At 73.1% G+C, this 19,868-nt stretch carries 18 protein-coding genes and 1 pseudogene; 11 read left to right on the top strand and 8 right to left on the bottom strand.

All coding sequences use genetic code 11. From position 1 onward, the window contains the following. The first annotated feature begins 3 nt into the window (after nucleotides 1-3). The 3 genes from G9H72_RS02445 to G9H72_RS02435 are packed head-to-tail and all read left to right on the top strand — an operon-like array spanning nucleotide 4 to nucleotide 4,180. On the top strand, nucleotides 4-1,554 hold the full coding sequence (locus tag G9H72_RS02445) for an NADH-quinone oxidoreductase subunit M (protein ID WP_166166818.1): 1,551 nt from the start codon (nucleotides 4-6) through the stop codon (nucleotides 1,552-1,554). Continuing rightward, entirely contained in the window at nucleotides 1,551-3,143 is a 1,593-nt protein-coding gene (nuoN, locus tag G9H72_RS02440) for an NADH-quinone oxidoreductase subunit NuoN (protein ID WP_166166815.1), read from the top strand. Before G9H72_RS02445 ends, nuoN begins: the two co-directional genes overlap by 4 nt. A gap of 44 nt (nucleotides 3,144-3,187) precedes the next feature. Then, the gene (locus G9H72_RS02435) at nucleotides 3,188-4,180 is read left to right on the top strand and encodes a polyprenyl synthetase family protein (RefSeq protein WP_166167745.1); all 993 of its coding nucleotides are present in this window, start codon (nucleotides 3,188-3,190) and stop codon (nucleotides 4,178-4,180) included. Between the two features lie 77 nt (nucleotides 4,181-4,257). Here the strand turns inward: G9H72_RS02435 and G9H72_RS02430 are convergent, their stop codons facing one another. The 4 genes from G9H72_RS02430 to G9H72_RS02415 form a co-directional block, all read right to left on the bottom strand. Then, a complete protein-coding gene (locus tag G9H72_RS02430) occupies nucleotides 4,258-5,517 on the bottom strand; it encodes a TolB family protein (protein WP_166166812.1) in 1,260 nt (419 codons plus the stop codon). Next, nucleotides 5,514-6,038 carry a SigE family RNA polymerase sigma factor gene (locus G9H72_RS02425; RefSeq protein WP_166166808.1) on the bottom strand — a complete coding sequence of 175 codons (525 nt, stop codon included), beginning with the start codon at nucleotides 6,036-6,038 and terminating at the stop codon, nucleotides 5,514-5,516. Before G9H72_RS02425 ends, G9H72_RS02430 begins: the two co-directional genes overlap by 4 nt. 108 nt (nucleotides 6,039-6,146) lie before the next feature. Further along, nucleotides 6,147-6,890, bottom strand: coding sequence for a Clp protease N-terminal domain-containing protein (locus G9H72_RS02420; protein ID WP_166166805.1), 744 nt, complete (start codon nucleotides 6,888-6,890; stop codon nucleotides 6,147-6,149). Between the two features lie 32 nt (nucleotides 6,891-6,922). Beyond that, a complete protein-coding gene (locus G9H72_RS02415) occupies nucleotides 6,923-7,423 on the bottom strand; it encodes a VOC family protein (protein WP_166166802.1) in 501 nt (166 codons plus the stop codon). 186 nt (nucleotides 7,424-7,609) lie between these two features. Between G9H72_RS02415 and G9H72_RS02410 the strand changes: the two genes are divergently transcribed. Genes G9H72_RS02410 through G9H72_RS02395 form a run of 4 tightly spaced genes read left to right on the top strand, consistent with a single transcriptional unit; the run spans nucleotide 7,610 to nucleotide 11,194 of the window. Continuing rightward, complete coding sequence (locus G9H72_RS02410) at nucleotides 7,610-8,674, top strand: metal ABC transporter substrate-binding protein (protein WP_166166799.1); 1,065 nt, start codon at nucleotides 7,610-7,612, stop codon at nucleotides 8,672-8,674. Between the two features lie 7 nt (nucleotides 8,675-8,681). Continuing rightward, nucleotides 8,682-9,449, top strand: a complete 768-nt coding sequence (locus G9H72_RS02405) for a metal ABC transporter ATP-binding protein (protein WP_331271902.1) — start codon at nucleotides 8,682-8,684, stop codon at nucleotides 9,447-9,449. 45 nt (nucleotides 9,450-9,494) lie between these two features. Then, entirely contained in the window at nucleotides 9,495-10,361 is an 867-nt protein-coding gene (locus G9H72_RS02400) for a metal ABC transporter permease (protein WP_166166796.1), read from the top strand. Beyond that, nucleotides 10,361-11,194: a metal ABC transporter permease gene (locus G9H72_RS02395; protein WP_166166793.1), complete on the top strand. Its 834-nt coding sequence runs from the start codon at nucleotides 10,361-10,363 to the stop codon at nucleotides 11,192-11,194. The genes G9H72_RS02400 and G9H72_RS02395 overlap by 1 nt, the downstream gene beginning before the upstream one ends. 45 nt (nucleotides 11,195-11,239) lie before the next feature. Here the strand turns inward: G9H72_RS02395 and rarD are convergent, their stop codons facing one another. The 4 genes from rarD to G9H72_RS22765 form a co-directional block, all read right to left on the bottom strand. After that, nucleotides 11,240-12,202 carry an EamA family transporter RarD gene (gene rarD, locus G9H72_RS02390; protein WP_166166790.1) on the bottom strand — a complete coding sequence of 321 codons (963 nt, stop codon included), beginning with the start codon at nucleotides 12,200-12,202 and terminating at the stop codon, nucleotides 11,240-11,242. 26 nt (nucleotides 12,203-12,228) lie between these two features. Then, complete coding sequence (locus G9H72_RS02385) at nucleotides 12,229-13,275, bottom strand: 2-oxoacid:ferredoxin oxidoreductase subunit beta (protein WP_331271901.1); 1,047 nt, start codon at nucleotides 13,273-13,275, stop codon at nucleotides 12,229-12,231. Beyond that, nucleotides 13,272-15,161, bottom strand: a complete 1,890-nt coding sequence (locus G9H72_RS02380; protein ID WP_166166788.1) for a 2-oxoacid:acceptor oxidoreductase subunit alpha — start codon at nucleotides 15,159-15,161, stop codon at nucleotides 13,272-13,274. The genes G9H72_RS02385 and G9H72_RS02380 overlap by 4 nt, the downstream gene beginning before the upstream one ends. A gap of 296 nt (nucleotides 15,162-15,457) precedes the next feature. After that, nucleotides 15,458-17,362: a GmrSD restriction endonuclease domain-containing protein gene (locus G9H72_RS22765; RefSeq protein ID WP_166166786.1), complete on the bottom strand. Its 1,905-nt coding sequence runs from the start codon at nucleotides 17,360-17,362 to the stop codon at nucleotides 15,458-15,460. A 148-nt stretch (nucleotides 17,363-17,510) separates the two neighbouring features. Between G9H72_RS22765 and G9H72_RS02370 the strand changes: the two genes are divergently transcribed. The 4 genes and pseudogenes from G9H72_RS02370 (at nucleotide 17,511) to htpX (ending at nucleotide 19,868) form a co-directional block, all read left to right on the top strand. Continuing rightward, nucleotides 17,511-17,975 carry an NADH-quinone oxidoreductase subunit B gene (locus G9H72_RS02370; RefSeq protein WP_166166783.1) on the top strand — a complete coding sequence of 155 codons (465 nt, stop codon included), beginning with the start codon at nucleotides 17,511-17,513 and terminating at the stop codon, nucleotides 17,973-17,975. Next, nucleotides 17,972-18,544: an NADH-quinone oxidoreductase subunit C gene (locus G9H72_RS02365; protein WP_331271900.1), complete on the top strand. Its 573-nt coding sequence runs from the start codon at nucleotides 17,972-17,974 to the stop codon at nucleotides 18,542-18,544. The genes G9H72_RS02370 and G9H72_RS02365 overlap by 4 nt, the downstream gene beginning before the upstream one ends. Next, nucleotides 18,541-18,906: pseudogene (locus tag G9H72_RS02360) on the top strand (4Fe-4S binding protein); the annotation flags it as partial. The gene G9H72_RS02365 and the pseudogene G9H72_RS02360, both read left to right, overlap by 4 nt. Nucleotides 18,907-19,004: 98 nt before the next feature. Beyond that, on the top strand, nucleotides 19,005-19,868 hold the full coding sequence (gene htpX / locus G9H72_RS02355; RefSeq protein WP_166166779.1) for a zinc metalloprotease HtpX: 864 nt from the start codon (nucleotides 19,005-19,007) through the stop codon (nucleotides 19,866-19,868).

Here is a 19,868-nt window from a genome sequence, read left to right as displayed (position 1 = left end):
CGCGTGAACGATCCCGAGTTCCCCTGGCTGAGCGTGCTCGCCGCCGTCCCCCTCGTCGGCGCCGTGGCCGTGGCCGCCGTGCCGCGCGGCCGTGAGCTGCTGGCCAAGCAGCTGGCGGTCGCCGTCTCCCTCATCGTGCTCGCGCTCGTCGTGGCGATCGGCCTGCAGTTCGACACCGACGGGGCCGGCACCTTCCAGTTCACCGAGTACCACAGGTGGATTCCTGAGTTCGGTGTCAGCTATGCGTTGGGCGTCGACGGCATCGCGCTGGTGCTGCTCGCGCTCGTCGCGCTGCTGACACCGGTCTGCCTGCTGGCCTCGTGGCACGACGTCACCGAGGTGCAGGGGGCACGGCGGGTGCAGACGTTCTTCGCGCTCATGCTGACCACGGAGGGCATCCTCGTCGGGGTCTTCGCGGCGACGGACGTCTTCCTGTTCTACGTGCTGTTCGAGGCAGTGCTCATCCCGATGTACTTCATCATCGGCGGTTTCGGCGGCGCGCAGCGCTCGTACGCCGCGGTCAAGTTCCTGATCTACTCGCTGCTCGGCGGACTGCTGATGCTGGCTTCGGTCATCGGCCTCTACGTCGCCGGGCCGGGCGGGGAGCAGGGCTTCCTGCGCAGCACGCTCGAGGGCGCGTCCATCGACCCCACGACCCAGCGCTGGCTCTTCCTGGGGTTCTTCATCGCGTTCGCCATCAAGGCCCCGCTCTGGCCGCTGCACACTTGGCTGCCGGACGCGGCGTCCGAGGCGCCGCCCGGTGGCGCGGTCATGCTCGTCGGCGTGCTCGACAAGATCGGCACCTTCGGCATGATCGCGTACTGCCTGCCGCTCTTCCCGGACGCGTCGGTGTGGGCGCGGCCCGCCGTGATCGTGCTCTGCGTCGTCGGTGTGATCTACGGGGCGCTGGTCGCCATCGGCCAGGTCGACCTCATGCGGCTGATCGCGTACACCTCCGTGTCGCACTTCGGGTTCATCGCGCTCGGCGTCTTCGCGATGACGTCCCAGGGCCAGGCGGGCTCGACGCTCTACATGCTCAGCCACGGCTTCTCGACCGCCGCGCTCTTCCTGCTCGCGGGGATGCTCGCCTCCCGGCGAGGCTCGCGGCGGATCGCGGACTTCGGCGGTGTGCAGCGCGTGGCGCCGGTCCTGGCCGGGCTCTTCCTCATGGCGGGCCTGTCCAGCCTCGCGCTGCCCGGGTTCTCCAGCTTCGTCAGCGAGTTCCTCGTGCTCGCAGGGACGTACGGCCGCTACACCGTGGCGGCGATCGTCGCGACGCTCGGCATCGTGCTCGCCGCGCTCTACATCCTGATCGTCTACCAACGGGTGATGACCGGTCCCGTGGCGAAGGCGGTCGAGGGGTTCCGTGACCTGCGTGCCCGCGAGGTCTGGGCCGTGGCGCCGGTGATCGCGCTGCTGCTCGGGCTCGGCGTCGCGCCGCAGCTGGCCCTCGACGTCATCAACCCGGCGGTGGAGCGGACGTTGGAGTCGGTCAACCAGGGCGACCCGGCGCCGGCCGTGCCGGCCACGGCGGAGCAGGAGAACGGGCGATGACGGTCCTTGCCGGGGTGTCCGCGGTCTCCGCCGCGGACAGCATCCCCGCCCCGCACATCGAGTACGGCGCCCTGTCGCCGCTGTTCGTGGTGTTCGGCGCCGCGGTCCTCGGCGTCCTCGTGGAGGCGTTCGCCCCGCGGGCCGCGCGCTGGGGGATCCAGGTCGGGCTCTCGCTGCTCGGGCTCGTCGGCGCCTTCGTCGCCGTCGTGCTGGTGGCGTCCGGGGACGACTGGAAGGGCGCGGACGCGGTCGTCGCGGAGGGCGCGGTCACCGTGGACGGGCCCGCACTGTTCCTGCAGGGCACCGTCCTGCTGCTCGCCCTCGTCGCCGTGCTGCTGCTGGCCGAGCGCCGGCTCGACCCGGGGCCGAGCGGCGCGTTCGCCGCGCAGGCCTCGACGGTGCCCGGCTCGCCGGCCGAGCTGGAGGTGACGCGTGCCGGGGCGGCGCAGACCGAGGTCTTCCCGCTGACCCTCTTCGCCGTCGGCGGCATGCTGCTCTTCCCGGCCGCCAACGACCTGCTCGTGGCGTTCGTCGCGCTCGAGGTGCTGTCGCTCCCGCTCTACCTGCTCTGCGGGCTCGCCCGGCGCCGCCGCCTGCTGTCGCAGGAGGCCGCGATGAAGTACTTCCTGCTCGGGGCGTTCTCGTCGGCCTTCTTCCTCTACGGCGTCGCGCTGCTGTACGGCTACGCCGGCTCGGTGCGGCTCTCCGAGATCGCCGACGCGACCAGCCAGGCCGCCGGCAGCGACGTGCTGCTGCTCAGCGGCGTCGCGCTGGTCACCGTCGGCCTGCTGTTCAAGGCCGGCGCCGCGCCGTTCCACGCGTGGACGCCCGACGTCTACCAGGGCGCCCCGACCGCGGTCACCGCGTTCATGGCCGCCTGCACCAAGGTGGCGGCCTTCGGCGCGCTGCTGCGGATCTACTACGTGGCCTTCGGCGGGCTGAGGTGGGAGTGGCGGCCCCTCATGTGGGGTGTCGCGATCCTCACCATGCTGGTGGGCGCGGTGATCTCGCTCACCCAGCAGGACGTGAAGCGCATGCTGGCGTACTCCTCGATCGCCCACGCCGGCTTCGTGCTCGTCGGGGTGCTCGCGGCCGACGACGCCGGGCTGCGGGGCGTGCTGTTCTACCTGCTCGCCTACGGCTTCGCGACGATCGGGGCGTTCGCCGTCGTGACGATGGTGCGCGACCCGGCCGGCGAGGCCACCCACCTGTCCCAGTGGGCCGGGCTCGGGAGGCGGTCCCCGCTGGTCGCGGGCGCGTTCGCACTGTTCCTGCTCTCGTTCGCGGGCATCCCGCTGACGTCCGGCTTCATGAGCAAGTACGCCGTGTTCTCCGCCGCGCTGGACGGGGGGGCGTCGCCGGTGGTGATCGTGGCCGTGCTCGCCTCGGTCGTGGCGGCGTTCTTCTACGTGCGCGTCATCGTGCTCATGTTCTTCAGCGAGCCGGCCGCCGACGGGCCCACGGTGGCCGTTCCGAGCATCCTCACGACGGTCGCGCTCGCGCTAGGCGTTACCGTCACTCTCGTGCTCGGAGTGATTCCTCAGCCCGTCCTCGACCTGGCCGGCGACGCCGCGGCCTTCGTCCGCTGACGGGCGCCGTGACCGCGTCTTCCAGTCCGCCGACCGCTGGTCAGCTGCTCGGGCTGCCCCCGATCCACGCCGAGCTCGAGGCGAGCCTCGCCCAGGGGCTCGACGAGGTGGAGGAGCTGCTCCGCGAGTGCGTGAGCAGCTCCCTCGGCTTCGTCACGGAGGCCTCCCGGCACCTCGTCGACGCCGGCGGCAAGCGCTTCCGGCCGCTGCTCGTCCTGCTGGCCGCGCAGTTCGGCGACCCGAAGGCGGCGGGCGTCGTCCCTGCGGCGGTCGTGGTCGAGCTGACCCACCTGGCCTCGCTCTACCACGACGACGTCATGGACGAGGCGCCGCTGCGGCGCGGCGCCCCCAGCGCCAACGCCCGCTACGGCAACTCGATGGCCATCCTCACCGGCGACTTCCTCTTCGCCCGGGCCGCGCACCTCGTCGCCGACCTCGGGCCGGACGCCGTGCGGCTGCAGGCGCGCACCTTCGAACGGCTCATCACCGGCCAGATCCGCGAGACGATCAAGCCGCCGGAGGGCACCGACCCCGTCGAGCACTACCTCGACGTGCTCGCGGACAAGACCGGCTCGCTCATCGCGACCAGCGGCCGCTTCGGCGCCTGGCAGAGCGGCGCGCCCGCCGGCGTGGACGACGTGCTGACGACGTACGGCGAGCTCATCGGTGTCGCGTTCCAGCTCTCGGACGACCTGCTCGACGTGGCGGGGGAGAGCGGGCTGTCCGGCAAGGCGCTCGGCACCGACCTGCGCGAGGGGGTCCCGACGCTGCCGGTGCTGCACGCGCGGCGGCTTGCGGACGTACGCGACCCGGCCGACGCGCGGCTCATCGAGCTGCTCGACGGCGACCTGTCCTCCGACGCCGCGCTCGCCGAGGCGCTGGGGCTGCTGCGCGCGCACCCCGCGGTGGACGCCGCGCAGGCCGATCTGCGGCGGTGGGCCGAGCGGGCACGGGCCACGCTCGCGCCGCTGCCGGACGTCCCGGCCAAGGCCGCGCTCGAGGCGCTGTGCGACGTGGTGGTGGATCGCTCGGCTTGAGCTGTGCTGCGGCGCGGGCGGGCGGCGTCTGCCGTCGTGGGGGAGCGGCAGTGGGCGCCGCGTGCCTTCCCGGAGCGTCAGCGGATGTGGCCCTCACGAAGTATCCCGAGGGCCATGCTCCCGCCGCTCCATCGCACTTCTGTGAGGGGCCTCGTGCGGCCCGTCTCGGGACTCAGCAGGCCCAACCCGGAGCCGCCCGCCACGACGATCGCGTCACCACGTCCGGTGATCGGCATGACTCCTGCACCCGGCACCGGCTCGACACGCTCTCCACCGCCGTCGACGTCCACCGTCCGCAGGACGGTGCGTCCGGCGCTGCCGTAGCCGAGGACCCAGAGCGTGCGGCCGTCGCGCGACCAGACCGGGGCCCCGGTCGTGGAGAGGGGCCGCCGGGTCAGGTCCTTGACGTGTCCCGAGCGCGCGTCGATGACGGCGAGCGTGGGTTGCTTCGGCGCTCTCGAGCCGGCCTCTCCGATGACCGCCGCCAGCCGCCGGGAGTCCGAGCTCCACGCGACCGGTGCGGACACCTGCTGGGCCAGCGTGCGGAACTCACCTGTGCGCGTGTCCAGGAGCATCAGGCGCTGTCCGCGTTCCGCGCTGGTGTGGTCAGGACGGGCGACACCCAGTGCGAACGCGATGTAGCGGTTGTCCGGCGACCAGCGCAGGTCGCGGACGCTGCCGAACCGGTCCAAGCTGTAATCGCGCTGCTCACCCGTCGCGAACACGAACGTGCGCACCACGACCGGCCGCATGAACTGCCCGCCTCCCGCAGTTCGCGTACCGTCGTCGGACAGTTGGGCGAAGGCGTCGGGCGGGCTCGGGTCCTCGGACGCCCCTCGCCGCAACTGCCCCGGCAACCGGCGCCAGCCGCTGCCGTCCGCGTCATAGGCGAGCACGTCCACGACGACGGTCCCGGTGTACCCGGTAGGGGCCGTCGGCCGGGCGGTGATCCGGGCACCGGTCGCTACGTCTCGAACGTCCGACGCGGCCCAGTCGATGACGGAGTGCAGCATCGCGGCACGGCGTATCGGGGCGTCCGCGAGCGCCGGCACGGACGAGCCGTCGTCCGGCACGGCGGGCTGCGTCCGGGGGAACGTGCCCGGCCCACTGACCGGCGGAGCGGCAGGCTCCGTCTCCTCCTTCGTAAGGACGACCGGGGTCATCACCGCTGCAAGCGCCACCAGAGCGGAGGCGGCGGCCGCAGCGGCCCGCCGCCGCGTCGTCCGCGCGCGTGCCGCTGCCTGCGCCCGGGCCGCGCGGGCCGCCCAGGCGTCCGGCGACAGGAGGGGCGAGTCGTCCTCCAGCGCATGCAGCCGCGAGTGCAGGTCGGAGCTCATCGCGCGCCCTCCTCGAGGGTCACCAGGGGGAGAGCGGCCAGCTCGGGCATCCGTTCCCGGAGCCGCCTGAGGGCGACGTGCGCGGTCCGCTTGACCGAGCCGACGGAGCAGCCGAGCACCTCGGCCGTCTGCGCCTCGGTGAGGTCCTCGTAGTAGCGCAGCACGAGCACCGCCCGTTGCCGGGGTGCGAGCCGGCCGAGTGCCGTCCGGAGGACGAGACGGTCCTCCACCTCGGCGTCCGCGACGGGCACGGCCGCGTCCGGCGGAACGTCCCCGTAGGACCGGACCGACGCGCCGTGCAGCCTGCGCCAGGCCGAGACGTGCGCGTTGTACATGACCTTGCGGACGTAGGCCTCCTGGTCGCCGGCGATGCGGTGCCAGCGGGCGGCGGCCTGCGTCAGCCCGGTCTGCACGAGGTCCTCCGCAGCCTGCGCGTCCCCGGTCAGCACGTACGCGGTGCGCAGCAGCGCTTGCCCGCGCGCCGCCGCGAACTCGTCGAGCCGGTCCCAGCGCCGTTCCATGCGCACCCCCTCGCCGTTCCTCACGCGGGGCGCCGTCCCATGGTTGACGGCCCGCCAGGAAGCATGCGGCGCCGGGTGTCGTGACAGCGGCAGCGGACGTCGCGTGCCTCACGGCCGCGGCGGCTGCGCCCCCGTCAGGGTGGCGAGCGCGGCGCGTACCCACTCCTCGACGCCCGCCTTGTCGACGCCGAGCCCGTGCAGCACGCCGCTGCCGTTCTCCTGCTCGAGCAGGGCGAGCAGCAGGTGCTCGGTCCCGACGTAGTTGTGCCCGAGGCGCAGCGCCTCGCGGAAGGTCAGCTCGAGCGCCTTGCGGGCGTCGGCGTCGAAGGGGACGAGCTCGGGCGCGCTCTCGGTACGCGGCGGCAGGGCGGCCGCACCCGCCTGCCGGACCGCAGCGGGGTCGACCGATTGCGCCGCCAGCGCCTTGACCGCGAGCCCGTCGGGCTCGGTGAGCAGGCCGAGCACGAGGTGCGCCGGGGTGATGCTCGCGTTCCCGGCGGTGCGGGCCTCGTTCTGGGCGGCGGCGATCACGTTGCGGGCCCGCGGCGTGAACCGGTTGAAGCCCTCGTTCGGGTTCAAGGCCGACGGCTCGGCCGGCGTCCGCGGCACGAACCGCTTCTGCGCCGCCTGCTTCGAGACGCCCATGCTGCGCCCGATGTCGGTCCAGGAGGCGCCGGAGCGCCGGGCCTGGTCGACGAAGTGGCCGATGAGGTGATCGGCCAGCTCACCGAGGTGGTCCGCCGCCAGGACCGCGTCGCTGAGCTGGTCGAGGGCGTCGGTGTGGACCTTCTTGATCGCGGTGATCAGCTCGTCGAGCCGGACCGGCGGGTCGAGCGGCAGAGGTGTGGTCATGCGTCAACGGTAGGTTGACGCCCTCGCTGTCGTCAACCAGTGGTTGACGTCGAGAACGGCACCCCGTCGGCCGCTGCCCGCACGTCGGCGATCACGATCCGGCGCATCTGCAGCATCGCCTGCGTCGCGCGGTTGGCGCGCCCGGGGTCGGGGTCGGACAGCAGATCCATCAGCTCCGCCGGGACGACCTGCCAGGAGAGCCCGAACCGGTCCTTGAGCCAGCCGCACTGGCTCTCCTCACCGCCGTGCGCGGTCAACCCGTCCCAGTAGTGGTCGGTCTCCTCCTGGCCCCTGGTGGAGATCTGGAACGAGACCGCCTCGGTGAAGCGGAACTGCGGCCCGCCGTTGAGCCCGACGTAGTCCTGCCCGTCGAGGGTGAACTCGACGGTCAGCACCGCGCCCTCGGCGCCGTGCTGGTCCGGCCCATAGCGCGTGACCCTGGTGATGGAGGAGTTCGGGAAGAGCGAGACGTAGAGCTCGGCGGCGTCCTCGGCCTGCCCGTCGAACCACAGGCAGGGGATGGTCTTCGGCATCGGGGGGTCCTTCCGTCGGTCGGCGCGGCCCGGGGAGCCGCTGTGTCGGTGCAGACGTCCGAGCTCGCGCGGGCTCATCGTTGCCCTGCTCCGCGGGCCCCTCGTTCGTGGGCTCTTCGCAGGGTGACGCTGGAGACCTTGCCTCCGGTAATGAAAACGGTATCCATGGCGGCTACAGTGGTTGCCATGAGCACCGCATCCCACCCCGTCGTCCCGGCCGCCGACCGCCCCCGCCGTTCCCGTCGCCAGCGGACGGCAGGCGCCGTCGCGCTCGCGAGCGCGCTGGCGCTCGGGCTCGCGGCCTGCGGTGACGACGGCGACTCGTCCGCCGCCGCCGCCACCGGTGGGGGTGGGGACAAGCTCAAGGTCGTCGCGACGACGGCGATCGTGGCGGACTTCGCGCGCAACGTCGGCGGTGACCGCGTGGAGGTCACCCAGATCCTGCAGCCGAACGTCGACCCCCACGACTTCGAGCCCTCGCCCGCCGACATCGTCGCCATCGGCGAGGCCGAGGTCGTCGTGGAGAACGGCGTCGGGCTCGAGCACTGGCTGGACGACACGATCAGCGCCTCCGGCTTCGACGGCACGCTGGTCGACTCCAGCGAGGGCGTGGAGATTCACGAGGGCTCCGAGGAGGGCCACGCGGAGGAGGAGCACGCCGACGAGCACGCGGAGGAGGAGCACGCGGAGGAGGAGCACGCCCACGAGGAGGGCGACCCCCACATCTGGCACAACCCGCAGAACGCCAAGCTCATGGTCGCGAACATCGAGAAGGCCTTCGCCGCGGCCGACGCCGAGGACGCCGGCGCCTACGCGGCGAACGCGGCGGCGTACTCCGAGCAGATCGACCAGCTCGACGCGGACAACAAGCGCAAGCTCGAGACGATCCCCGCCGCCGACCGCAAGCTCGTGACCAACCACGACGCGTTCGGCTACTACGTCGAGCACTACGGGCTGACCTTCGTCGGCTCGATCATCCCGAGCTTCGACAGCTCCGCCGAGCTGTCCGGTGCCGACGTCAACGCGCTCGTGGACGAGATCAAGGCGTCCGGCGTGAAGGCCGTCTTCTCCGAGTCCTCGCTGCCGCCGCGGACGGCCGAGTCCATCGCCGAGCGGGCCGGCGTCGAGGTCGTGGCCGGGGAGGACGCGCTCTACGGCGACGCACTCGGCCCGCAGGGCTCGGCCGGCGACACCTACCTCAAGGCTGAAGCTCACAACACCGACACCATCGTCGCCGCGCTCGGGGGATGATTGCGCAGTGACGGTCCCCGCCAGCTTCTCCCCAGCGCTCGTCCTGGACTCGGCGAGCATCGCGTACGGCGAGGTACCCGTCCTCGAGGGTGTGCACGGCGTCGTCGCGCCCGGGGAGGCGGTCGCGCTGATCGGCCCCAACGGGGCCGGCAAGTCGACGCTCATCAAGGCCGTCCTCGGCCTCGTCCCGGTCGTGTCCGGGCAGATCCGGGTCCTCGGCGAGGCGCCGCGGCAGGCCCGGCGGGAGGTCGCGTACGTCCCGCAGGCCGACGCGCTGGACCCCGGCTTCCCGGTGACGGCCGCGCAGGTCGTGCTCATGGGGCGCTACCGGCGCATCGGGTGGCTGCGGCGGCCCGGCCGGGAGGACCGGCGGCTCGCGCTCGAGGCGCTCGAGGCGGTCGGGCTCTCCTCTCGGGCGAGCACCCGGTTCGGGCTGCTCTCGGGTGGCCAGCGCCAGCGGGTGCTGCTCGCCCGGGCGATCGCCCAGGAGCCGCGCCTGCTGCTGCTCGACGAGCCGTTCAACGGGCTGGACGCGGTGAGCCAGGACGCGCTGCTCGGCGCGATCCACGAGCTCAAGCGGCAGGGGGTGGCTGTCATCGTCAGCACCCACGACCTCGCGCTCGCCCACCTCGCGTGCGACGACGTGTGCCTGCTCAACCACCACCAGTTCGCCTTCGGGCCGGTCGACGAGACGCTCACCCCGGAGAACCTGCGGGCGGCGTACGGCGGCCACGCCCTCGAGCTGCGCGGCGACCGCGTGATCGTGACCGGCTGACCGCACGTGTACGACCTGCTCGTGGAGCCCTTCGAGGCTCCGTTCATGGCCCGAGCCCTGCTCGAGGTGGTCCTGCTCGGGGCGCTCGGCGGCATCGTCGGGGTCTACGTGCTGCTGCGGCGGCTCGCGTTCGTCGCCGACACCATGACGCACACCGTCTTCCCCGGCGTCGTGCTGGGGTTCCTGGCCGCAGGCACCGGCGGGGTCTTCTGGGGCGCGCTGGTGGCGGCGGTCGTCACCGCCGTGCTGCTCACCCTGCTGACCGCCCGCGAGCTGGTCAGCGAGGACGCCGCGCTCGCCGTGCTGCTCACCGGCATGTTCAGCGTCGGCGTCGTCCTGGTGTCCCGGCGCTCGTCCTACTCGGCGGACCTGACCGCCTTCCTCTTCGGCCGGATCCTCGTCGTGACCCGCGAGCAGATCGTGCAGACCGCCGTCGTCGCGGTGCTGACCCTGCTCGTCCTCGCCGTGGCGGGCAAGGAGCTCGTGCTGCGCTCGTTCGACCCGGTGGGCGCGCGGGCGGCCGGCTACCGCGTGGTCGGGCTCGACCTGGTCCTCAACCTGCTGGTCGCGCTGGTCATCGTCGCGGCCGTGCAGGCCGTCGGGACGATCCTGGTGATCGCGCTGCTCATCGTCCCCGCCGCGGCCGCCCGGGCGCTGACCGACCGGCTGCTCTGGCTCGCGCCCATCGGCGCGGTGGTCGGCGCGGCCGGGGGATGGCTCGGGCTGGCCGCGAGCTACGAGGCGTCGGTCGGCCACGGCGTGCGCCTCGCCTCCGGCGCGACGATCGTCCTCGCCCTGGTCGCGCTCTACCTGCTGGCCCTCGCGGCCCTGCCCGCGCGCCGGGCCGTGGCGCGGTCGCGGGCACGCCGGCTCCCGGCCGACACCGCGCCTGCGGCGGGGGTGGGGCACTGATGGACGCCTACACCCTCCGGGCCCTCATCGAGGCCGCCCTCGTCGGCGCGATCGGCGGGCTCGTCGGGGTCCACGTCGTGCTGCGTCGGCTGTCGTTCTTCACCATGGCCATGACCCACGCGACGTTCCCCGGCGTCGTGCTCGCCGCGATCCTCGGCATCAACATCTTCGTCGGGGGCTGGGTCTTCGGCGTCTTCGTCGCCGTCGGCGTGGCCGGGCTCGCCCGCGGCCGGGGGCAGGACTTCGCCACCGCCACCGGGGTGGTGCTCTCCGCCGGCTTCGCGCTCGGCGTCGTGCTGGTCTCCGCCCAGGAGGGCTTCAGCAAGGACCTCTCGGCGTACCTCGTCGGCTCGATCCTGACCGTGCAGACCTCGGACGTCGTCATCACCGCAGGGGTCCTGGTGGCGGTCGCGGCGGTGCTCGCGGTCATCGGCAAGGAGCTGGTCTTCGGGGCCTTCGACCCGACCGGGCTGCGCGCCGCCGGCTACCCCTCCTTCGCCCTCGACCTCGCCGTCCTGCTCCTCGTCGAGATCGCGATCGTGACCGCCGTCCCGTCGGTCGGGACGATCCTGTCGGTCGCGTTGATCGTGGCTCCGGCCGCGGCGGCCCGCCTGTGGGTGGAGCGGCTGGGGCCGATGACCGGGCTCGCCGTCCTCATCGGCAGCGGGTGCGGCGTCCTCGGGGTGCTGGTCTCCCAGCACGTGCGCGTCGCCACCGGCGGCGCGATCACGTTGGGCACGACCGTGGTCTTCGTGCTGTCCGTGGCGGCCGCACCCGCGCTCAGGCGGGTGCGCGCACGCCGGCTGCAGCGAGAGCTCGCCGCTGCGGCATAGCGGCCGCTGCGCTCGGGGCGCCACCGGGGCCCTGGCGACGAGGCGTCAGGCGGGCGCGGCCTCCGGCTCGGTGGCCGCCTCGACCAGCGGGCGCGACGCGGCCCGGCGGGCGCGCAGCCCGTCGACGGTCAGGACCACCAGGGCGAGCCACACCAGGGCGAACCCGGCCCAGCGCGAGGCCGGCATGTGCTCGTGCTGCACCAGGACCCCGATGAGGAACTGCACGACCGGGGCGAGGTACTGCAGCAGGCCCATCACGGTCAGGGGCACCCGGACGGCGGCGGCCCCGAACAGCAGCAGCGGGATCGCGGTCACCACGCCGCTGCCGACGAGCAGGGCGGCCTGGCCCGCGCCCTCGGAGCCGAACGTCGCGTCGCCGGCGGCCTGCAGGGCGACGATGTAGGCCAGGGCGAAGGGCGCCACGGTGGCGGTCTCGACCCCGAGGGAGGAGACCGCGTCCACCTTGGCCCGGTTCTTGAGCAGGCCGTAGGTGCCGAAGGACAGCGCCAGGATCAGCGCGATCCAAGGCGGGCGGCCGTACGCGCCGGTGAGCACGACGACCGCGGCCGCGGCGATGCCGACGGCCACCCACTGCGGGCGGCGCAGCTTCTCCCCGAGCAGGAAGACGCCGAACAGGATCGTCACCAGGGGGTTGATGAAGTAGCCCAGTGACGTCTCGACCGTGTGGCCGGAGTTGACGCCGACGATGTAGACGAGCCAGTTGACCGAGACGACGGCGCCGGCGGCCATGAGCAGCCCGACCCGCCGCCGCCCCAGCCCGCGCCAGGGCAGCCCGCGCCTCGTCACCGCCAGCAGCACGCCCACGGCGGCCAGCGACCACACCATCCGATGGGCGAGGATCTCCAGCGCGCCGGCGGGCTCCAGCAGCGGCCAGTAGAGCGGGAAGAGCCCCCAGAGCAGGTACGCCGCGGCGCCGAAGAGCGTGCCGCGGCCCGCGGCCTCGGCGGCGGAGGCCCCGGGAGACGTCGAAGGGGCCGGTGTCTCCACCGGCCCCTTCGACGAAGCAGGGCTGCTCAGTTGATCGTCCCGGAGATGGTCCAGGTGTCGCCGCCGGCCAGCAGCGCCCCGAGGTCGCCCTCGCCCTGCGTCGCCTTGGCCCGGTGGATCTGGTCCTCGACCAGGGCGCCGTAGGCCGGGCGGTTGACGTCGCGGAACACCCCGAACGCGGTACGCGCGAGCGAGGAGTCCTGCAGCCGGGAGAGCGCGAACGCCGTGGACGGGTCGGGGTTGCGCGCGTCGTGCACGAGCAGCCGGCCGACGCTGTCGTCGTCGACGTCGTCGACCACGCGCAGCGAGCCGGTAGCCGCGTCGCGGACGATGCCGTACCGGCCGTCCTTGCCCCAGCGGATCGGCTCGCCGTCCTGCAGCTGGAAGCCGAAGTCCTCGCGGGTCTCCGGGTCCTTGAGCACGTCGAACGCGCCGTCGTTGAAGATGTTGCAGTTCTGGTAGATCTCCACGAGCGCCGAGCCCTTGTGCTCGGCCGCCGCGCGCAGCACCGACGTCAGGTGCTTGCGGTCGGAGTCCATGGTGCGCGCGACGAACGTCGCCTCGGCGCCGAGGGCCAGCGAGACCGGGTTGAACGGCGCGTCCAGCGAGCCCATCGGCGTGGACTTGGTGATCTTGCCCAGCTCGGACGTGGGGGAGAACTGCCCCTTGGTCAGGCCGTAGATCTGGTTGTTGAACAGCAGGATCTTCAGCTCGACGTTGCGCCGCAGCGCGTGGATCAGGTGGTTGCCCCCGATCGAGAGCGCGTCGCCGTCGCCGGTGATGACCCAGACCGAGAGGTCCTGCCGGGATGCGGCCAGGCCGGTGGCGATCGCCGGGGCGCGCCCGTGGATCGAGTGCATCCCGTAGGTGTTCATGTAGTACGGGAAGCGCGAGGAGCACCCGATGCCGGAGACGATGGCGATGTTCTCGCGCGCCACGCCCAGCTCGGGCATGAAGCCCTGGACGGCGGCGAGGATGGCGTAGTCACCGCAGCCGGGGCACCAGCGGACCTCCTGGTCCGTCTTGAAGTCCTTGGCCGTCAGCTTCGGGGTGGGCAGGTCCGCGACAGTCACGCGAGCTCCACTTCAGCGTTCTTCTCCACGTCCTCGACGAGCCCGGCGATCACGTTCGCCAGCTCGACGGCGCGGAAGGGCAGGCCACGCACCTGGTTGTACGACGTCACGTCCACGAGGTACTTCGCGCGCAGCAGCAGGGCCAGCTGGCCGAGGTTCATCTCGGGCACGAGGACCTTGTCGTAACGCCGGAGCACCTCGCCGGTATTCGCCGGGAACGGGTTGAGATGACGCAGATGCGCCTGCGCGACCTTGTGCCCGTCCCGGCGTGCCCGCCGGACGCCGGCGCCGATCGGGCCGTAGGTCGAGCCCCAGCCCAGCACGAGGACCTTCGCGTCGCCGTCCGGGTCGTCCACCTCGAGCTCGGGAATGTAGCGCGAGATGCCGTCGACCTTCGCCTGCCGGGTCCGGACCATCAGGTCGTGGTTGCCCGGGTCGTACGAGATCTCGCCCGAGCCGTCGGCCTTCTCGATGCCGCCGAGGCGGTGCTCCAGGCCGGGGGTGCCGGGGATCGCCCAGGGTCGGGCCAGCGTCTCCGGGTCGCGAAGGTACGGCCAGAACACCTCGCCGCCGTCGGGGGCGGTGTGGTTCATGGCGGTCGCGAACTCCACTCGCAGGTCGGGCAGGTCCTCGACCGACGGGATCCGCCACGGCTCCGAGCCGTTGGCGACATAGCCGTCGGAGAGCAGGAAGACCGGCGTGCGGAACTGCAGCGCCAGGCGGCAGGCCTCGATCGCGGCGTCGAAGCAGTCCGACGGCGAGCGCGGCGCCACGATCGGCACGGGGGACTCGCCGTTGCGGCCGAACATCGCCAGCAGCAGGTCGGCCTGCTCGGTCTTGGTCGGCAGGCCCGTGGACGGGCCGCCGCGCTGCACATCGACGATGACCAGCGGGAGCTCCTGCATCACCGCGAGGCCGATCGTCTCGGCCTTGAGCACCACGCCCGGCCCGGAGGTCGTCGTGACGCCGAGCGCGCCGCCGAACGACGCGCCCAGGGCGGCGCCGACGCCGGCGATCTCGTCCTCGGCCTGGAACGTGCGCACGCCGAACTTCTTGTGCTTGGACAGCTCGTGCAGGATGTCCGATGCGGGGGTGATCGGGTACGCCCCGAGGAAGAGCGGCAGGCCGGAGCGCTCCGCGGCGGCCACCAGGCCGTACGAGAGCGCGAGGTTGCCGGTGATGTTGCGGTAGGTGCCGGTCGGCATCGGCGCCGGCTTGACCTCGTACGTGACCGCGAAGTCCTCGGTCGTGTCGCCGTAGTTGTAGCCCGCCTTGAAGGCCGCGATGTTGGCCTCGAGGATCTCGGGCTTGCGGCCGAACTTGGACTCGAGGAACGAGATCGTGCCCTGGGTCGGCCGGTTGTAGAGCCAGCTCAGCAGGCCGAGGGCGAACATGTTCTTCGCCCGCTCGGCGTCCTTCTTGCTGATCGAGATGCCCTCGACGGCGCGCACGGTCATGGTCGTCAGCGGCACCTTGCGCACGTTCCACGCGGCGAGCGTGTCGTCGTCCAGCGGGCTGCTCGACCAGCCGACCTTGGCCAGGTTGCGCTTGGTGAACTCGTCGGTGTTGACGATGATCGAGGCGCCCTTGGGCACGTCGTCCAGGTTGGCCTTGAGCGCGGCGGGGTTCATCGCCACCAGCACGTCGGGCGCGTCGCCCGGGGTCATGATGTCGCGGTCGGCGAAGTGCAGCTGGAACGAGGAGACGCCGAGCAGCGTCCCGGCGGGGGCTCGGATCTCGGCGGGGAAGTTGGGCAGGGTCGACAGGTCGTTGCCGAACGACGCCGTCTCCGCCGTGAACCGGTCCCCGGTCAGCTGCATGCCGTCACCGGAGTCGCCGGCGAAACGGATGACGACCCGCTCGAGCTGCTGGACCTGCTTTGCCACGCGAACTAGCCTCCTGGTCGGCGGAGCGTCCCTGCAAGGACTGCGGCAACGAGCGCATGCGGCGGACTGCGGGAGAGCCGACGCGCGTCGTCCTCGGGAGCTCTGCGCAGGCACTGCCGCCGTCTGTCGCGCCTACCTATGTTACGGGTAGGCAACCCTTGCCTCGACCGACTGCAACGCCCGCACCCGGCCGCCCCTTCCGCGCCGAGCGGCCTGTGTCACGAGTCACGTCCGGCGCCCGACGGCGACGGGCCCGGCACCTCGGGGTGCCGGGCCCGTCGTGCGGGGCGGAGGGTTCAGCTGCAGCGGATGTTGCTCACGTGGCCGGCGCCCAGCGCGTGCGTGTTGTCGCAGGCCACGACGTTGCCCGAGCCGGCGACCACGTTGACCGTGTAGTCGGGAATCCCGTCCAGGGCGCGGTTGCCGCTGAAGTAGTTGCCGTTTCCGGAGCCCTCGATGACGTAGCCCTCGCGCGGGTGCTTCTTCGGGTACTTCGTCGCGTGCACCTGGATGGCGTCACGCAGGAAGTCGGCGCCGCTGCCGGAGTTGCCGACGATCGAGTAGCCGCTGCCCTTCACGTCGATCCAGGAGTCGGCGAAGTTGGCGCCGGAGACGCCGGAGCGGACGAACGTGTTGCCGCGCACGATGCCGCCCGTGGTCCCCTCCTTGATGTCGACGCCCTCGGCGGAGGTGTGCTCGATCACGTTGTTCTCGACGAGGACCCGGTCGGAGAGGTCGGGCTGCCCCGCGGTGAGCGAGGGCCAGTTCGACACCGCGGAGCCGATGTAGACGCCCTCGCCGTACTCCTGCTTGCTGACCCCGGTGTGGTGGATCCAGCTGTTGCGGATCACCCCGTCGCTGGAGCCCTTGCGGAAGTGCACGGCCTCGTTGCCGGTGTCGCTGACCTCGATGCCGTCGAGAACGGTGCCGACCGAGCCGTCGAGCAGGACGCCCTTCTGCGAGTGGGTCATCGTGATGCCCTCGACCCGCCAGTAGTCCCCGGTGATGGTGAGCCCGACGCCGCTGGAGATGCCGCCGGAGCTGAGGATCGCGCCGCGGCTGCCGCGCAGCACGATGGGGTTCTCCTTCGTGCCGTTGGCGGACAGCACGATGCGCGAGAGGTACGCCCCGTCGCCCAGCGTGATGACGGTGCCCGGCCGGGCCGCCGCGATGGCCTTGCGCAGCTCGGAGAACGTGGCCGGGGTGAAGAAGGCGCTGCCCATGGCGGGGGTCCAGTCCTGGCCCTCGACGCCGGGCCGCGGCAGGGCCCCGGTCCCGGTGCCCGGGGTGTAGGGCGGGGTGCCCGGGTTGCGCGGGTCGGTGGGCGTCCCCGGCGCAGGGCTCGCGGGAGCTGGGCTCGTCGGCGTCGGGGTGGGCGTCGGCGAGGTGGTGCCCGGCGGGAGGTCGGGCGCGTCGGTGACCGGCGGCACGTCGACACCGGGGGGCGAGCCCGGCTGCGGCTTGCCGCCGGCGTTGCCGCCCCGCGGCAGCGAGGCGCCGCCGGTCGGCATGACCCGCGAGGGGCAGCTCGCCAGCACCGAGCTCATCGCCTGCTTCTCGGCGGTGGTTACGGGCAGGCCGTACTTCGTCTTCACCCCGACCCGGCGGGCCACGTAGGCGCAGCGGTACTTCGCGCTCGACGGCAGCCAGGAGGCGGCGTCCTTCGTGCCGCGCCTCTTGCTCGACGCGACGTCGACCGCCTGCAGGTTGAGCGGGTCGTTGGCGAACACCAGTCGCTTGGCCTGGCTCCACCGGCCTGCCCCGCTGCGCCACGCCTCCTGCAGGGTGACCGTGCGGTCCACCGCCACGACCGGCCTGGCCGCACGGTAGGCGACGACCCGCCCGGTGTAGGGGCTGGTGAGCGACCCGCTGGCGACCGCGCAGCGGCTGCGCGGCTTGAGCTTGGCGGTCCGGACCATGTCGCGCCAGAGGATGTCGTTGCGGGTGTCGCACTTGTTCGCGTCGATGTCGGCCCACGTCCTGCCGAACTTCGCGCCGGAGTAGCCGGCGAGCGAGCCGTACGGCTTCACCTTCAGCCTGGCGAGCGCGGCCCTGGCGGTGACCTTGGCCGCCGCGGGCGCGACAGCCGACTGGCCGGCGCCGGGTGCCGCGATCGCGCTGCCACCACCGGAGGCCAGGCCCCCTGCCGCCACGGCGATCCCGGCGGCCGCCGCCACGACGGCACGTCGAATCGAGCTCACGAAGCAGACCCCCCGAAAAGAAGTGAACGCGCCCGGCCGGCCGGGCGGTGGAACGCTGTGCCGCGCCACCGTAACCGGACTGATCGCGTCCCGTCCGGCGTTAGCTCGTCCGGGCGCGACGTTCGGCTGCCGTTAACCTGAAGGGGTCGTGAGCCCCGCCTTCCTGCCGCTGCCCACCGTGGGGCGCCCCCGCCCCGCCCCGGTCGGCCCCGCCGAGCGCGCCCCGCTGCCGTGGGGGCGCGGGCACCTGCTGCACGTGGCGGACGCCGGGCTCGCCTGCTGCGCGGTCGAGGTGGCCGCAGCCGTCGCGCGCCCGTCCGCCGCGGCCGACACCCTGCCCGGTCCGGTTCCGGTCCACGTGCTGCTCGTGAGCGGCACTGTCACCGACACCCTGCTGCCGGCCGTCCTCGACGCGTACGCCGCGCTCCCCGAGCCGCGGCGGGTCGTCGCGTACGGGGCCTGCGTCACCAGCGGCGGACCGTACTGGGACTCCTACTGCGTGACCAAGGGCATCGACCAGTTCCTCCCGGTCGACGTCTGGGTCCCCGGCTGCCCGCCCCGGCCCGAGGCGCTGGCCGACGGGCTGGCCAAGCTCGAGGCCCTGCTGCCGTGACCGCCGCTGCCCCCGTCGCCGAGGCCGAGCTGCGCGCCGCGCTCGAGCCCGCCCTCGGCGACTCCCTGCTCGCCGTGGGCACCGCCACCGGCACGGCGTACGCCGACGTCGCCGCGCCGCGCTGGCGCGAGAGCCTGCTCGCCGCCCGTGACGGGCTCGGGCTCGCGTGGTTCGACTGGCTGACCGCGGTCGACGAGCTCGACGAGGGCGTCCGTGTCGTCGCCTCGCTGCTCGCGCCCGACGGCGGGCACCGTGGCCACGGCGTGCTGCTGCGTACCCTCACGGACCCGTCCGCGCCCCAGGTCGCCAGCGTCGTGGACGTCTTCGCCGGCGCCGCCTGGCACGAGCGGGAGGCCCACGAGATGTTCGGCGTCGTCTTCGAGGGCCACCCCGGGCTGCGCCCGCTCCTGCTGCCCGACGGCTTCGCCGGCCACCCGCTGCGCAAGGGCTTCGTTCTGGCCAGCCGGGTGGCCCGGCCGTGGCCGGGCGAGCACGAGCCGAGCGGGCGGGCGCGCCGGCGCACCCTGCCCCCCGGCGTACCCGAGCCCGGCACCTGGGGGCAGCGATGAGCTATCCGGCACCGGACCGCAGTCGCGGCGTCATCGCGCTGCTCGAGCAGAACTGCACGGTCTGCATGCTCTGCGTCCGCGAGTGCCCCGACTGGTGCATCGAGATCGACTCGCACGTGGAGCGCCAGCCCGCCGAAGGCCCCGGAGGCCGGCCCCGCTCGGTCCACGTGCTCGACCGGTTCGCCATCGACTACGGGCTCTGCATGTACTGCGGCATCTGCGTCGAGGCCTGCCCGTTCGACGCCCTGTTCTGGGCGCCCGACCCCGGCTACTCGGCGCTCGACGTGCGCGATCTGGTGCACGAGCGCGACCGGCTCGGCCAGTGGATGGCGGACGTCCCGCCTGCCGCGCTGCCCGGCGCCCCCGCCGACGACTGACCTGCCGGCCGGGGAACGCCCCGCCCGCGCGGCGGCGTTCTCGCATCGGCGGCGCGAGCGGCGCCGGTCGGAGGGAGTGACGCGTGCATCGGCACCACAACGGTGTCAGGACGGCGGTCCTGCTCGGTGCCCTGTCAGCGCTGATCCTGCTCGTGGGGCGGGCGGTCGGGGGGGCGACGGGGCTCACGGCGGCCGTGCTGGTGGCGCTCGCGACCAACGGCGTCGCCTACTTCGCCAGCGCCACGATCGCGCTGCGCTCGGTGCGCGCCCGGCCGGTCAGCGAGTTCGAGGCCCCGGGCCTCTACCGGGTGGTCCGCGAGCTGTCCACGGCTGCGCGCCGTCCGATGCCGCGGCTCTACGTCGCGCCGACCGCAGCGCCCAACGCCTTCGCCACCGGGCGCAACCCGCGGCACGCGGCGGTGTGCGTGACCGAGGGGATCCTCGGGCTCCTCGACGAGCGCGAGCTGCGCGGTGTGATCGGCCACGAGCTCTCCCACGTCTACAACCGCGACATCCTGCTCTCCTCGGTCGCGGCCGGGCTCGCCAGCGTGGTGGTCTGGCTCGCCCATCTGGCGTGGCTCGTCCCCTTGGGCGGGGACGACGACGACGAGGGGGTGAACCCGCTGGGCATGCTCCTGCTGCTCGTGCTCGGCCCGGTCGCCGCCACGCTCGTCCGGCTCGGCGTCAGCCGGGCACGCGAGTTCCAGGCCGATGCCTCGGGTGCCGCCGTGACCGGCGACCCGCTCGCGCTGGCCAGCGCCCTGCGCAAGATCGAGGCGGGCGTACGCCGCCTCCCGCTCGTCCCGGAGCCGCGGCTGCGCACCACCAGCGCGCTCATGATCGCCAACCCGTTCCGCGCCGACGGCCCGGCCCGGCTGTTCTCCACGCACCCGCCGACCGAGGAGCGGGTGGCCCGGCTGCTGGAGATCGCCGGCCACCAGCGCTAG

The organism is Motilibacter aurantiacus (assembly GCF_011250645.1).
GTDB lineage: Bacteria > Actinomycetota > Actinomycetes > Motilibacterales > Motilibacteraceae > Motilibacter_A > Motilibacter_A aurantiacus.
This window is presented reverse-complemented; position numbering and strand designations above follow the sequence as displayed.